The following is a 12,959-nucleotide window of genomic DNA, read 5'->3' as shown; positions in this document are numbered from 1 at the left end:
ACCAGCCCCCACCGGCCCGCAGCCGACGCACCACCCCAGGGGCCCGGGGCGAAGCCCCCACGCCCCTACGGGGTACCCCGGAAAGCCCGCAGCAAGCGCTCGGCGGCCACACTGGCCGGCAACGCACCGTCGCGCACCTGCTGTTCGAGCCCCAGCCGCAGGCGACACACCTCGGGGTGGCCGTGCAGCTCGGTCAGCAGCTGGTCGCGGACCATGGACCAGGTCCACTCGACCTGCTGCGCGCGGCGCCGCTCGTCCAGCTCGCCCGTCGCGGTGAGCACCCGGCGGTGCTGCTCGATCCGTTCCCAGACGGTGTCCAGTCCCGTGCTCTCGCGCGCGCTGCACGTCAGTACGGGCGGATTCCAGGAGGCGTCGTGGGCCTGCAACAGGCGCAGCGCGCCGGCCAGTTCGCGCGCGGCGGACCGCGCGTCGCGCTCGTGGGGGCCGTCCGCCTTGTTGACGGCGACGACGTCGGCGAGTTCGAGCACGCCCTTCTTGATGCCCTGGAGCTGGTCGCCGGTGCGGGCGAGGGTGAGCATCAGGAAGGTGTCGACCATGCCGGCCACGGCGGTCTCCGACTGGCCGACGCCCACGGTCTCCACGAGCACCACGTCGTAACCGGCGGCCTCCATCACCACCATGGCCTCGCGGGTGGCCCGCGCGACCCCGCCCAGGGTGCCCGCACTGGGCGAGGGCCGGACGAAGGCCGCGGGATCGACGGCGAGCCGCTCCATGCGGGTCTTGTCGCCCAGGATGCTCCCGCCGGTCCGGCCGGAGGACGGGTCCACGGCCAGCACGGCGACCCGGTGGCCGGACCCGGTGAGCATCGTGCCGAAGGCGTCGATGAACGTCGACTTGCCCACGCCCGGCACGCCCGTGATGCCGATCCGGCGCGCCGCACCGGTGTGCGGCAGCAGCTCGGTCAGCATCCGCTGGGCGGCCGTGCGATGGTCGGCCCGCGTCGACTCGACGAGCGTGATGGCCCGCGCGACGGCGGCCCGCTTGCCGTCGAGCACGCCCTTGACGTACGCGTCGATGTCAATCGTGCGCGCCATCGGCGCTCACAGCTCGTGGCCGAGGACCCCGGCGAGGGTCTTCAGCAGGTCGTGGGCGGCGTCCGGGACGACCGTGCCGGGCGGGAAGACCGCGGCGGCGCCCATCTCCAGGAGCGTGGGGACGTCCTGCGGCGGGATGACCCCGCCGATGACGATCATGATGTCCTCCCGTCCCTGCTCGGCCAGTTGCTCACGCAGTGCGGGCATGAGCGTGAGGTGGCCGGCCGCCAGCGAGGAGACGCCGACGATGTGCACGTCGGCCTCCACCGCCTGCCGGGCGACCTCGGCCGGGGTCTGGAAGAGCGGGCCGACGTCGACGTCGAAGCCGAGGTCGGCGAAGGCGGTGGCGATGACCTTCTGGCCGCGGTCGTGGCCGTCCTGGCCCATCTTGGCGACCAGGATGCGGGGGCGGCGGCCCTCCTCCTGCTCGAAGGCCTCGACCAGTGCGCGGGTGCGCTCCACTCCGGTCGACGTCCCGGCTTCCTCGCGGTACACACCGGAGATCGTACGGATCTGCCCGGCGTGCCGCCCGTACACCTTCTCCAGGGCGTCCGAGATCTCGCCCACGGTGGCCTTGGCGCGGGCCGCGTTCACGGCGAGGGCGAGCAGGTTGCCGTCGAGCCCCTGTCCGGGGTCCGAACCGGCGGCGCGGGTCAGGGCGTTCAGGGCGTCCTGGCAGGCCGCCTCGTCGCGTTCGGCGCGCAGCCGTCGCAGCTTGTCGATCTGCTGGGCGCGCACGGAGGAGTTGTCGACCTTGAGCACCTCGATCTGCTCGTCGCTGTCGACGCGGTACTTGTTGACGCCGATGACGGGCTGCCGGCCGGAGTCGATGCGGGCCTGGGTGCGGGCCGCGGCCTCCTCGACGCGCAGCTTGGGGATGCCCGCGTCGATGGCCCGGGCCATGCCGCCGGCCGCCTCGACCTCCTCGATGTGCTGCCAGGCGCGGCGGGCGAGGTCGTGGGTGAGCCGCTCGACGTAGGCACTGCCGCCCCACGGGTCGATCACCCGGCAGGTCCCGGACTCCTGCTGGAGCAGCAGCTGGGTGTTGCGGGCGATGCGGGCGGAGAAGTCGGTGGGCAGGGCGAGCGCCTCGTCGAGGGCGTTGGTGTGCAGCGACTGGGTGTGGCCCTGGGTCGCGGCCATGGCCTCCACGCAGGTGCGGGCGACGTTGTTGAAGACGTCCTGGGCGGTCAGCGACCAGCCGGAGGTCTGCGAATGGGTGCGCAGGGAGAGCGACTTGGCGTTCTTCGGGTCGAACTGCTTGACCAGACGGGCCCACAGCAGCCGGGCGGCGCGCAGTTTGGCGATCTCCATGAAGAAGTTCATGCCGATGGCCCAGAAGAACGACAGGCGGGGCGCGAAGGCGTCCACGTCGAGTCCCGCGCCGAGTCCGGCCCGCAGGTACTCGACGCCGTCGGCGAGGGTGTAGGCCAGCTCCAGGTCGGCCGTGGCCCCGGCCTCCTGGATGTGGTAGCCGGAGATGGAGATGGAGTTGTAGCGCGGCATCTTCTGCGAGGTGTACGCGAAGATGTCGGAGATGATCCGCATCGAGGGCCGGGGCGGATAGATGTAGGTGTTGCGGACCATGAACTCCTTGAGGATGTCGTTCTGGATGGTCCCGGCCAGCCTCTCGGGCGGTACGCCCTGTTCCTCGGCGGCGACGATGTAGAGGGCGAGCACCGGCAGGACGGCGCCGTTCATCGTCATCGACACGCTCATGCGGTCCAGCGGGATGCCGTCGAAGAGCTGGCGCATGTCGTAGATCGAGTCGATGGCGACGCCCGCCATGCCGACGTCGCCGGTGACGCGCGGGTGGTCGCTGTCGTAGCCGCGGTGGGTCGGCAGGTCGAAGGCGACGGACAGGCCCTTCTGGCCGGCCGCCAGGTTGCGCCGGTAGAAGGCGTTGGACTCCTCGGCGGTGGAGAATCCGGCGTACTGGCGGATCGTCCAGGGCTGGTTGACGTACATCGTCGGGTACGGGCCGCGCAGGTAGGGCGCGATGCCCGGGTAGGTGCCGAGGAAGTCCAGCCCGTGCAGGTCCTCGGCGGTGTAGAGGGGCTTGACGCCGATGCCCTCGGGGGTCTCCCAGACCAGGTCCTCGGCGCTGTGGCCGGTGTCCTCCTTCAGGGCGGAGCGCCAGGCGGCGTGGTCCGCGGAGGCGCCGGCCGGGCCGAGGTCGATGCCGGAGAAGTCAGGAATCCGCATCACGCCACTCCCATGCGGTCGAGGACGGAGGAGAGCACGGCGACCGCGTCGCCGCCCGCGAAGACGAACTCGTCGACTCCGGCTCGTACATATGCTTCCCGCTGTTCCGTGCCCGGCCGTCCCGCGAGGAACACCCGCACGGCGCCTGCGGACTTCAGCGCCGCGGCGACGTCCTCGGCCTGTTCGGCGTAGACCTTGTCGCCCGAGCACAGGCAGGCGATGTCCGCGCCGCTGCGGGCGAAGGCCTCGGCGACGGTCGCGGCGTCGACGGTGGCCGGCTCGTGTACGGGTTCGATGCCGCCGGCCTGGAAGAGGTTGGCGGCGAAGGTGGCCCGCGCGGTGTGCGCGGCGGCCGGGCCGAGGGCGGCGAGGAAGACGCGGGGCCGGGCACCGGTGGTGTCCAAGTGGGCGTCGGAGCGGGCCCGCAGGGCCTCGTAGGCCTCGTCGCGGCGCACCTTCGGCAGCCCGCCGGGGGGCGTGGCGGGGGCGGGTTCGCGGTGCACCGGCTGCTCGCCGAGGTGCGGGAACTCGCTGACGCCGGTGACGGGTTCGCGGCGGGTGGCGAGGCCGGCGGAGCGGCTGCGCCAGGTGGCGGCGAGCCGGTCGGCCACCAGGCCCGAGCGCAGGGCGGCCTCCTGTCCCCCGGCGCGCTCGATCTCCTGGAACCAGGCCCAGGCGGCGTGGGCCAGCTGGTCGGTCAGGCTCTCGACGTACCAGGAGCCGCCCGCCGGGTCGATGACGCGGGCCAGGTGGGACTCCTCCAGCAGAACGGCGGAGGTGTTGCGGGCGATGCGGCGGGCGAAGGCGTCCGGCAGTCCGAGGGCTTCGTCGAAGGGCAGCACGGTGACGGCGTCTGCGCCGCCGACGCCCGCGCCGAGGCAGGCGACCGTGGTGCGCAGCATGTTCACCCACGGGTCCCGACGGGTCATCATCACCGCGGAGGTGACGGCGTGTTGGCGCTGCGCTCCGGCCGCCGCGGTGGCGCCGCTGGCCTCGGCCACCCGGGCCCACAGCCGCCGTGCGGCGCGGAAGGTGGCGATGGTGAGGAACTGGTCGGCGGTGGCCGCGTAGCGGAACTCCAGCTGGCCGCAGGCCTCGTCGACGGTCAGCCCGGCGTCGGTGAGGGCGCGCAGGTAGGCGACCCCGGTGGCGAGGGAGCAGCCGAGCTCCTCGGCGGCCGAGCCGCCGGCGTCGTGGTAGGGCAGGGCGTCGACGGTCAGGGCGCGCAGGCCGGGGAGCTCGCGCGTGCAACGGGCGGCCAGCGCAACGGCGTCGGCCGGCTGTCCGGCGAGGTCGGCGTCCTGTCCGGTACGGGCCAGGGTGCCCAGCGGGTCGGCGCCCAGATTGCCGGTGAGGGCGGTGCGGGGGACGCCGCGTGCGTCGCAGAGCTGCAGCAGGGCCTCGGCCGCGGGCCCGGTCTCCGCGCCGGCGTCGAGGACGACGGCGGCCAGGTCGAGGTAGACGCCCTCCAGGGCGGTGGCCAGGCCGGAGACGGGAAGCCCCGCGGGGCCGACGGTCAGCCAGAGGGAGGTGGCCCCGTTCTCCAGGTCGGCCAGGACGGCCTCGTTGGCCCTGCGGGGGTCGGGCTCGCGGTGCTGCTGGCGTACGTCCCAGCCGGAGACGGCCGTTGCCCCCGCCCTGCCGCCGCGCACGAAGGGCGGGAAGCCCGGGTGGCCGGCCGCGCCCGTGGCGTTCTCGGCGGTGTAGAGCGGGCGGGTGGCGAGCCCGTCCTGGAGCGCGGTGGCCAGTGCGTCCTCGGCCGCCGGACCCGTCGCGTCGGTGCCCGCTTTGCTCAGCACGCCTTCGACGAGGCGCTGCCATTGTCCGCGGGTCGCGTCCGGGAACTCGGCGGCCAGGGAGAAGCCATCATCAGGCAGGACCGTCATGGCACGAAGGCTAGGCGAGCCATCAGGGCTCGCAGCAGGGGCAACCGCTGTGACCTTGGCCTCTTCGGGCCCCGTAGGGGCGCGGGGAACTGCGCGATCGGCCACGACGCGCCCGCAGTCGAGGTTCCCGGGGCTTCGCCCCGGACCCTGGAGGCGGTGAGTCGGCTGCGGGCCGGTGGGGGCTTGTCGCGCAGTTCCCCGCGCCCCTACGGGGCGCCGTGGCGCTGCCCTACGGGCGGCAGTCCCGCACCGGGTCGTCGTGCGTGAGCGCACAACCGATCGCCGTACCGCGCTCCTTGCCGTACCTCTCGACGAGCGCGGCACGGAAGTCCGCCCACTGGCGACGCGTGTCGGCGACGGCCGCGTGGACGGCGCGGTCGAAGTTGCCGTCGACCTTGCCGCGGACAGTGGCCGGGGCCGCGGTGGCGCCGGTGGCGGGGTCGATGGTGCCCTCGTCCTTGTTGAGGACGGAGTGCTGGACGCGTCCGGAGCAGAAGCCCGGCAGGAGCGAGAAGCAGCCGGTGGTCAGGTCGCGGGGGACGGCGGAGGCCTGGAGGGGGCGGCCGGCGGCGAGGGCGAGCAGCGGGGAGGGGGCGGGCAGGTCCAGGCCGGGCGGGTTGTCCTTGCCGAGAGGGCGTGAAGTGTCGGCCTTGTCTGTCCAGTTGCTGTGGGCGTAGAAGTCCTGCACGCCGTGCAGGGCGCGGCCGAGGCCCTCGATGGCCTCGCACTTGGCGCGGCCGGGCAGGCCGAGGGTGAAGGTGCAGTCCCGGCCGAGCTCGGTCGCGCGGGGCGCGATGCCGCCGTCGGCCTTCAGGGTGCCGCCCGCCGCGGATATGCCCTCGCGGAAGCGCGTCTGCAGCTTCGCGACGCACGACTGCAGCCGCTCGGTGGCCTGTTCGCGGGTGCGCGGGTAGCCGGGGGCGGCGAGGTAGTCGGCGTCGTCGCAGTGGGCGGCGGGGTTGAAGGACTCGTCGGAGTCCGGGGCGCCGACGGCGCCGAAGGTGCGCTGGTGGCCGGCGATCTGGTCCAGCGAGCGCGGCTCGAAACAGCTGCCGTCGGAGGGGGTTCCGGGGGCGCAGGCGAGGGTGGCACGGGTGATGCGCTCGTGCTCGGCGTGCTGGCCGAAGGCGTTGACGGTGCCGAACGCCTGGGCCGTTCCGGCCTGTGCGGTGAGCAGCAGAGGGGCGGCAAGCGCGGCCGCGCCCAGTCCGAGGAGGCGTCTGCGCAGGGAAGTCCACATGGATTTCGGCCTTTTCGAGGGGGGTGCCGACGGGAAGAGGCCAGTGGAACCCGATCTTGCACAAAAGGCAATTCAGCAGCGCCCCCTACCGGGCGCCCCGTCAGGGGCGCGGGGAACTGCGCGAGCAACCACGACGCGCCCGCAGCCGACGTCCGCCCCTTACGGAGCGCCCTAATGTCGTCCCGGGACGACAAACTCGCACCACACCGACTTCCCCGTGCCGCGCGGCTCCACGCCCCACACGTCGGCGAGCCGGTCGACCAGCAGCAGCCCCCGGCCCGAGACCCCCGACTCGCCGGGCTCCCTGCGCCGCGGCAGGACGCTGGACTTGTCCTCGACCTCGACGCGCACCCGGCGTTCGGGGCCGGTGAGCATGCGGATCGTCACCACGGCGGCGCCCTCGGTGTGCAGCAGGGCGTTGGTCGCCAACTCGTCGGCGACGAGCTCGATTTCGTCCGAACGCTCCCGGGCGCCCCAGGCCCGCACGGCGGCGCGGATCATGTGGCGGGCGGCGGAGAGGGCCTCGGGGTCGGCGGGGGCGATGTGCTGCTGGAGCCGGCCGCCGCCGCGGACGGGCGCGCCGTGGCGGCGGAGCAGCAGCACGGCCATGTCGTCCTCGCCGATACGCTCGCCGCTGGTCTCGCACAGCCGGTCGGCCAGGCTCTGCAGCTCGTAGGGCCCGTCGCGGACGGCGGCCGCGAGTCTCTGCATGCCCTCGTCGAGGTCGGTGCCGGGCTCCTCGACCAGGCCGTCGGTGAACATCAGCAGGGTCTCCCCCGGGTCCATCTCCATGGTCGTCACGGGGTAGTCGAGCGGCCCGAACTCGGCCGAGAGGCCCAGCGGCAGCCCGCCGGCGACGGGCAGCCGCCGACAGGTGCCGTCGGCGTGCCGCAGCAGCGGGTCGATGTGCCCGGCGCGGACGAACTGGACGACGCCGGTGGAGAGGTCGGCCTCGGCGTAGCAGCAGGTGGCGAAGCGGTCGGTGTCCAGTTCGTGCAGGAAGGTGGAGGCGCGGGCCATCACGGTGCCCGGGGCGTGCCCCTCGGCGGCGTAGGCCCGCAGGACGATGCGCAGCTGGCCCATCACGGCCGCGGCTTGGGTGTCGTGCCCCTGGACGTCGCCGATGACGGCACCGACCCGGCCGCCCGGCAGCGGGACCACGTCGTACCAGTCGCCGCCGACGTCGCGGCCCATGCGGGCGGAGCGGTAGCGCACGGCGATCTGCGCACCGGGGATGTCGGGGATGCGGCGCGGCAGCATGGCCTGCTGCAGGCCCTCGGCGAGGTCGTGCTCCTGGTCGAAGAGCATGGCCCGGGCGATGGCCTGGGCGAGGCTGCTGCTCAGCGCGATGAGCAGGTTGCGCTCCTGCTGGGTGAAGCCGCGGGTGTCCCGGTAGAGGATGCCGAGGGCGCCGATGGGGCGGCCCTGGGCGACGAGCGGCAGGTAGGCGGCGGAGCAGATGCCGATGCCCTTGATGTTGTCCCACAGCCAGGGGTAGCAGGCGGCCCACTCCTCGCGGGACTCGATGAAGCGCGGGGTCATGGTCCGGATGACCTCGCTCATGGGGAGGTTGTCGTCGATGCGGGTGTAGAGCGTGCCGGGGATGTAGTGCTCCGAGGGGCCCTCGGCGACCAGGTGGACGCGCCCGGCCTCGACGAGGCCGAGGACGAGCAGGTCGGAGCCCAGGTGCTCCACGGACCGGGGGTCCTTGAAGAAGTCGATGACGTCCTGGACCGTCCTGGCGTGCGCGAGGGCGGCGGTGGTCCGCTCGACGACGCTGGTCTGCCGGCGGTGGACCTCCTCGGGCCCGGACGGCCGGGCGGAGTGGCCGAGTTCCTCGGTGGCGTCGCGGACGATGCCGATGACGCGGCTGGGGCGGCCCTGCTCGTCGCGCCGGATGAAGCCCTGGGTGTGCGTCCAGCACAGGGAGCCGTCCTCGGCGCGGACGCGGAAGTAGGCGCCGTAGGAGTCGCTGCCGTCCTTGAGGGCCGTGGAGATCAGGGTGTCGAGGCGCGCGCTCTCGGCGCGCGGCACCCGGCCGACGAGCGTGGTGGGGTCCCCGTCGAACTCCTCCGCGAGCATCCGGAAGACGGCGAGCGCCCCGGGGTCCAGGTGGAGCCGGCCGCTGTCGAGGTCCCAGTCGAAGCTGCCCATGCGGTTGAGGGCGAGGCTCAGCTCCGGGCCCGCGGGCCAGTCGTCCGGCATGGACGCGTCCGGCTTCGCCGCGGCGTCCGGCATCGGTGCGGCGGCCGGTGTCGTGTCCCGGTCAGCCGCTCCCCGATCAACCATAGAGCCACTCTGCCATCATTTGCCCGTTTCTTCGATGCGACTGCGCAGGGTGACGGCACGGTCCGGAGCGGCACGGAGTGGTACGGATGCCGGGGAGGGGTCACCGTGGAATCCAGGGCCGCCGGGAGATCCGAGGAGCGCGGGAATGGAGTGGTTCACGGAATCCGGGTACTGGCTCAGCCGACTGGTGCTCCAGCGCATGCTCGCCGTCGTCTACCTGGTGGCCTTCCTGTCGGCGGCCGCACAGTTCCGCGCGCTCATCGGGGAACGGGGCATGCTGCCGGTGCCGCGGTTCGTGCGGTACGTGCCGCTGCGCCGGGCGCCCAGCGTCTTCCACCTCCACTACTCGGACCGCTTCTTCGCCGCCTGGGCCCGGGCCGGCGCCCTGCTCTCGGCCGCGATCGTCGCGGGCGCCGCCGACGCGGTGCCGCTGGGGGCGGCGATGGCGATGTGGGCGGTGCTGTGGGTGCTGTACCTGTCGATCGTCAACGTGGGGCAGACCTGGTACTCGTTCGGCTGGGAGTCCCTGCTGCTGGAGGCGGGCTTCCTGGCCGTCTTCCTGGGCAACGCCCGTACGGACCCGCCGGTGCCGGTGCTCTGGCTGCTGCGCTGGCTGGTCTTCCGCGTCGAGTTCGGGGCGGGCCTGATCAAATGGCGCGGCGACCCGTGCTGGCGCGATCTGACCTGCCTCTACTACCACCACGAGACCCAGCCCATGCCGGGGCCGCTGAGCTGGTTCTTCCACCGGCTGCCGCGGCCGCTGCACCGCGTGGAGACCGGCGCCAACCACGTGGCCCAGCTGGTGGTGCCCTTCGGGCTGTTCCTGCCGCAGCCCGCGGCGAGCGTGGCGGCGGGACTGATCATCGTCACCCAGCTCTGGCTCGTCGCCTCGGGCAACTTCGCCTGGCTGAACTGGATCACGATCGTCATCGCCCTGTCCGCCGTCGACGGCAACGCCGCCGCGGAGCTGTTCTCGCTGCCGCGCCACGCCCCCGGGCCCGGCGCGCCCGTCTGGTACGAGGCCCTCGTCCTCGCCGTCACCGTGTTCGTGCTCGTCCTGAGCTGGTGGCCGGTGCGCAACCTGCTCTCCCGCAACCAGCGGATGAACATGTCCTTCAACCCCTATCACCTCGTCAACACCTACGGCGCCTTCGGCAGCATCAACCGCCGCCGCCACGAGGTCGTCGTCGAGGGCACGAACGAGGAGCACATCACGCGGGAGACGGTGTGGAAGGAGTACGGCTTCAAGGGCAAGCCCGGCGATCCGCGGCGCGCGCCACGGCAGTTCGCGCCGTGGCACCTCCGCCTGGACTGGCTGATGTGGTTCGCCGGGATCTCGCCCGGATACGCGGAGGACTGGTTCGGCCCGTTCGTGGAACGGCTGCTCACCAACGACCCTGCGACAGTGCGGCTGTTGCGCCACAACCCGTTCCCCGACACCCCGCCCACGCATGTGCGTGCGCGGCTGTACCTGTACCGCTTCACGACATGGCAGGAGCGCCGCGAGACCGGGGCCTGGTGGCACCGAACCCTGGAACGGGAGTGGCTGCCGCCGGTGGCACTGGTGCGCCCCGAAGGGGCGCGGGGAACTGCGCGACCAGCCACCGAAGACCCGCAGCCGGACTAGGCCCCGGCCAGCCCCCACCGCTCCCGCTCCCCCGCAGTGATCGGCGGCTCCGCCGCAGGCCGCCGCCCAGGCCCCCGCAGCACGTGAACGGCAACCCCCGGAGCGAACAGCGCGGACAGCGGCCGCGACAACGTCATCACCTCCAACAGCGGCCGCGTCACGGCCGGATTGGCGGTAGCGGTCAGCATCGTCCGCTGCACATAACCCCGCAGCAGCCGGGCCGCCGCGGGCGGCCGGGCGCCCACCACCCCGGGGTAGTTGACGTCCTCACCGGTCGCCAGGTCCCAGGCGGGCCCCGCCGCCGCGGCGGCCGCCCGCTGCGCCCGCCGGGCGAACCCGGGACCGCCCGCCCCATCCGCCCGCAGCGCCGCCCGCAGGGCGGCCGCGCTGTGCGCGGCCACCGACATGCCGTGCCCGTAGACCGGGTTGTACGCGGCCAGGGCGTCGCCCATGACGAGGAAGCCGGCAGGCCACTCCGGGAGGCGCTCGAAGTACCGGCGCCGGTTGACGGTGGAGCGGGTGAGGTGCACCTCGGTCAGCGGCTCGGCGCGGGCGACGAGGTCGGCCACGATCGGGTGCCGCAGCGTGCGCGCGTAGGGCTCGAACTCCCCTGCGTCCCGGGTGGGTTCACCGCCCCGGGTGCCCGCGAGAGTGACGATCCAGCGCCCGCCCTCGATGGGCAGCAGGGTGGCGCCCCGCCCCGGGCGCGGCGTGCCCGCCTCCGCCTGGACGCTGACCACCGGAACGTCCTCCGCCCCGGGCGGCGCACGGAACACCCGCGTCGCGTAGACCAGTCCCGAGTCGACCGTCTCCTCGCGGACGGCGGGCAGTCCGAGCTGCGCCAGCCACTGCGGCGCCCGGGAGCCGCGGCCGGTGGTGTCGACCACGAGGTCCGCCTCAAGGCTCTCGGCGCCGCTCCCGCCGTGCAGGCGCACCCCCGTCACCCTGCGCGCGGTCCCGAGCAGGCCCGCGGCCTCGGCGCCCTCGTGCAGCGTGATCCCCGGCCGGGCCAGGACCTGTTCGCGCACGACCGCGTCGAGCAGGTCGCGGCTGCAGGCGATGAGGTACTCCATCTCGGGCCAGCGCGGCATCCAGCCCTGCACCAGGAGGGAGACCAGCCCGGTCGGCAGCGGGATCCGCCGGGCCCCCGCCGTCAGCCACTGCTCGGAGACGCCGGGCAGCAGGCTCTCGATCACGCGCGCCCCGCCGGACATCATCAGGTGCGCGTGACGGGCCTGCGGCACGCCTTTTCGCGCGCGGGCGGTGTCCGGCAGCCGGTCGCGTTCGACGACCACGACGTCGTGCCCGTGGTCCGCGAGCACCGCCGCGGCCAGCATCCCGGCCATGCCGCCGCCGAGCACCACCGACCGGCGGCCGTTCGCACTGCTCATCCCGGATCCTCCTGACGACTGTCTGTTTGGTCTCCCCATATAGCGCCCGGCCCGAACGCATGCGGGCGAACGCGCCGTGGCGCACGGTGGAGTGTGGAGGTGGCTGCCGTGGAGACTCTCGGGCCGGTGGAGGCCCTGGAACGCATCGCGTTCCTGCTGGAGCGCGACCGGGCGCCCACGTACCGGGTCAAGGCGTTCCGCACGGCGGCCGGGGTGATCGCCGCCATGCCGGAGGAGGAGGTGCGCCGGCGCGCGGCCGACGCCTCGCTCACCGAGGTGCGGTCCATCGGCCCCAAGACGGCCGCCGTGGTCGCCGAGGCACTGGCCGGCAGGGTGCCGGAGTACCTGGCGCACCTGGAACAGGAGTCCGGCGGACCGCTGACCGAGGGCGGTGGGACGCTGCGGGCCGCGCTGCGCGGCGACTGCCACCTGCATTCGGACTGGTCGGACGGCGGCAGCGGCATCGAGGAGATGGCCCGCACGGCCCGGGCCCTGGGCCACGAGTGGGCGGTGCTGACCGACCACTCCCCCCGGCTGACCGTCGCCCGCGGCCTCTCCCCGGACCGGCTGCGTGCCCAGCTCGACGCGGTCGGGGAGGTCAACGAGCGTATGGGCGAGGGCTTCCGGCTGCTGACGGGCATCGAGTGCGACATCCTCGCCGACGGCTCGCTGGACCAGGAGGAGGAACTGCTGGAGCGGCTGGACGTGGTGGTGGCCTCGGTGCACTCGAAACTGCGGATGGACGCGGAGGGCATGACCCGCCGTCTGGTGGCCGCGGTGGCCAGTCCGCTGGTGGACGTGCTGGGGCACTGCACGGGCCGGCTGCTGGACGGGCGGGGGCGGCCCGCATCGGAGTTCGACGCGGCGATGGTCTTCACCGCCTGCGCCCGCTTCGGCACCGCCGTGGAGATCAACAGCCGCCCCGAACGGCTCGACCCGCCACGCCGGTTGCTGCGCCGGGCGCTCGATGCCGGGGTGCTGTTCGCGATCGACAGCGACGCCCACGCCCCCGGCCAGCTGGACTGGCAACGCTACGGCTGCGCCCGCGCCGAGGAGTGCGGGGTACCTGCGGATCGCGTGATCACGACGTGGCCGGAGGAGCGGCTGCTGGAGTGGACACGGTCGCGGTGAGAGTGCGCCCCGTAAGGGGCGCGGGGAACTGCGCGAGCAACCACGACGCGCCCGCAGTCGAGGTTCCCCCAGCTACCGCTGGGGGTGCCCCCAGGGGCTGCGCCCCGGACCCCTGGGGTGGTGCGTCGGCTGCGG

Annotated in this window: 8 protein-coding genes; 2 read left to right on the top strand and 6 right to left on the bottom strand. The window is 73.6% G+C overall.

Annotation, left to right across the window (positions count from 1 at the left end):
* Positions 1-65: 65 nt before the first annotated feature.
* The 5 genes from meaB to ACWD4B_RS32875 all read right to left on the bottom strand — a co-directional run bounded on the left by meaB (position 66) and on the right by ACWD4B_RS32875 (position 8,624).
* Positions 66-1,055, bottom strand: coding sequence for a methylmalonyl Co-A mutase-associated GTPase MeaB (gene meaB, locus ACWD4B_RS32895; RefSeq protein WP_451424202.1), 990 nt, complete (start codon positions 1,053-1,055; stop codon positions 66-68).
* 6 nt (positions 1,056-1,061) lie between these two features.
* Positions 1,062-3,260: a methylmalonyl-CoA mutase gene (gene scpA / locus ACWD4B_RS32890; RefSeq protein ID WP_451424201.1), complete on the bottom strand. Its 2,199-nt coding sequence runs from the start codon at positions 3,258-3,260 to the stop codon at positions 1,062-1,064.
* Entirely contained in the window at positions 3,260-5,146 is a 1,887-nt protein-coding gene (gene mutA / locus ACWD4B_RS32885) for a methylmalonyl-CoA mutase small subunit (protein ID WP_451424200.1), read from the bottom strand. The genes scpA and mutA overlap by 1 nt, the downstream gene beginning before the upstream one ends.
* A 229-nt stretch (positions 5,147-5,375) precedes the next feature.
* A complete protein-coding gene (locus tag ACWD4B_RS32880) occupies positions 5,376-6,386 on the bottom strand; it encodes a CinY protein (protein ID WP_451424199.1) in 1,011 nt (336 codons plus the stop codon).
* Between the two features lie 171 nt (positions 6,387-6,557).
* Positions 6,558-8,624 carry a SpoIIE family protein phosphatase gene (locus ACWD4B_RS32875; protein WP_451424203.1) on the bottom strand — a complete coding sequence of 689 codons (2,067 nt, stop codon included), beginning with the start codon at positions 8,622-8,624 and terminating at the stop codon, positions 6,558-6,560.
* 196 nt (positions 8,625-8,820) lie between these two features.
* On the opposite strand from ACWD4B_RS32875, the gene ACWD4B_RS32870 reads away from it, so the two are divergent.
* Positions 8,821-10,302 (top strand): lipase maturation factor family protein, encoded by a 1,482-nt coding sequence (locus tag ACWD4B_RS32870; RefSeq protein ID WP_451424198.1) that lies wholly within the window; start codon positions 8,821-8,823, stop codon positions 10,300-10,302.
* Here ACWD4B_RS32870 and ACWD4B_RS32865 read toward each other — a convergent pair.
* Entirely contained in the window at positions 10,299-11,693 is a 1,395-nt protein-coding gene (locus tag ACWD4B_RS32865; RefSeq protein ID WP_451424197.1) for an NAD(P)/FAD-dependent oxidoreductase, read from the bottom strand. The two genes, ACWD4B_RS32870 and ACWD4B_RS32865, sit on opposite strands and share 4 nt — an antisense overlap.
* A 108-nt stretch (positions 11,694-11,801) precedes the next feature.
* Here ACWD4B_RS32865 and ACWD4B_RS32860 point away from each other — a divergent pair, with 108 nt between their 5' ends.
* Positions 11,802-12,824 carry a PHP domain-containing protein gene (locus ACWD4B_RS32860; RefSeq protein WP_451424196.1) on the top strand — a complete coding sequence of 341 codons (1,023 nt, stop codon included), beginning with the start codon at positions 11,802-11,804 and terminating at the stop codon, positions 12,822-12,824.
* The last annotated feature ends 135 nt before the right edge of the window (positions 12,825-12,959 follow it).

It is taken from the genome of Streptomyces sp. NPDC002536, from assembly GCF_053594995.1.
The sequence above is the reverse complement of the archived record's forward strand: the minus strand, read 5'-3'. Positions and strand labels throughout refer to the sequence as shown.

Coding starts and splice junctions, on each gene's coding strand:
- ACWD4B_RS32880 (WP_451424199.1), bottom strand. CDS start 6,386: ATGTGGACTTCCCTGCGCAGACGCCTCCTCGGACTGGGCGCGGCCGCG.
- scpA (WP_451424201.1), bottom strand. CDS start 3,260: ATGCGGATTCCTGACTTCTCCGGCATCGACCTCGGCCCGGCCGGCGCC.
- ACWD4B_RS32865 (WP_451424197.1), bottom strand. CDS start 11,693: ATGAGCAGTGCGAACGGCCGCCGGTCGGTGGTGCTCGGCGGCGGCATG.
- ACWD4B_RS32870 (WP_451424198.1), top strand. CDS start 8,821: ATGGAGTGGTTCACGGAATCCGGGTACTGGCTCAGCCGACTGGTGCTC.
- mutA (WP_451424200.1), bottom strand. CDS start 5,146: ATGACGGTCCTGCCTGATGATGGCTTCTCCCTGGCCGCCGAGTTCCCG.
- meaB (WP_451424202.1), bottom strand. CDS start 1,055: ATGGCGCGCACGATTGACATCGACGCGTACGTCAAGGGCGTGCTCGAC.
- ACWD4B_RS32875 (WP_451424203.1), bottom strand. CDS start 8,624: ATGCCGGACGCCGCGGCGAAGCCGGACGCGTCCATGCCGGACGACTGG.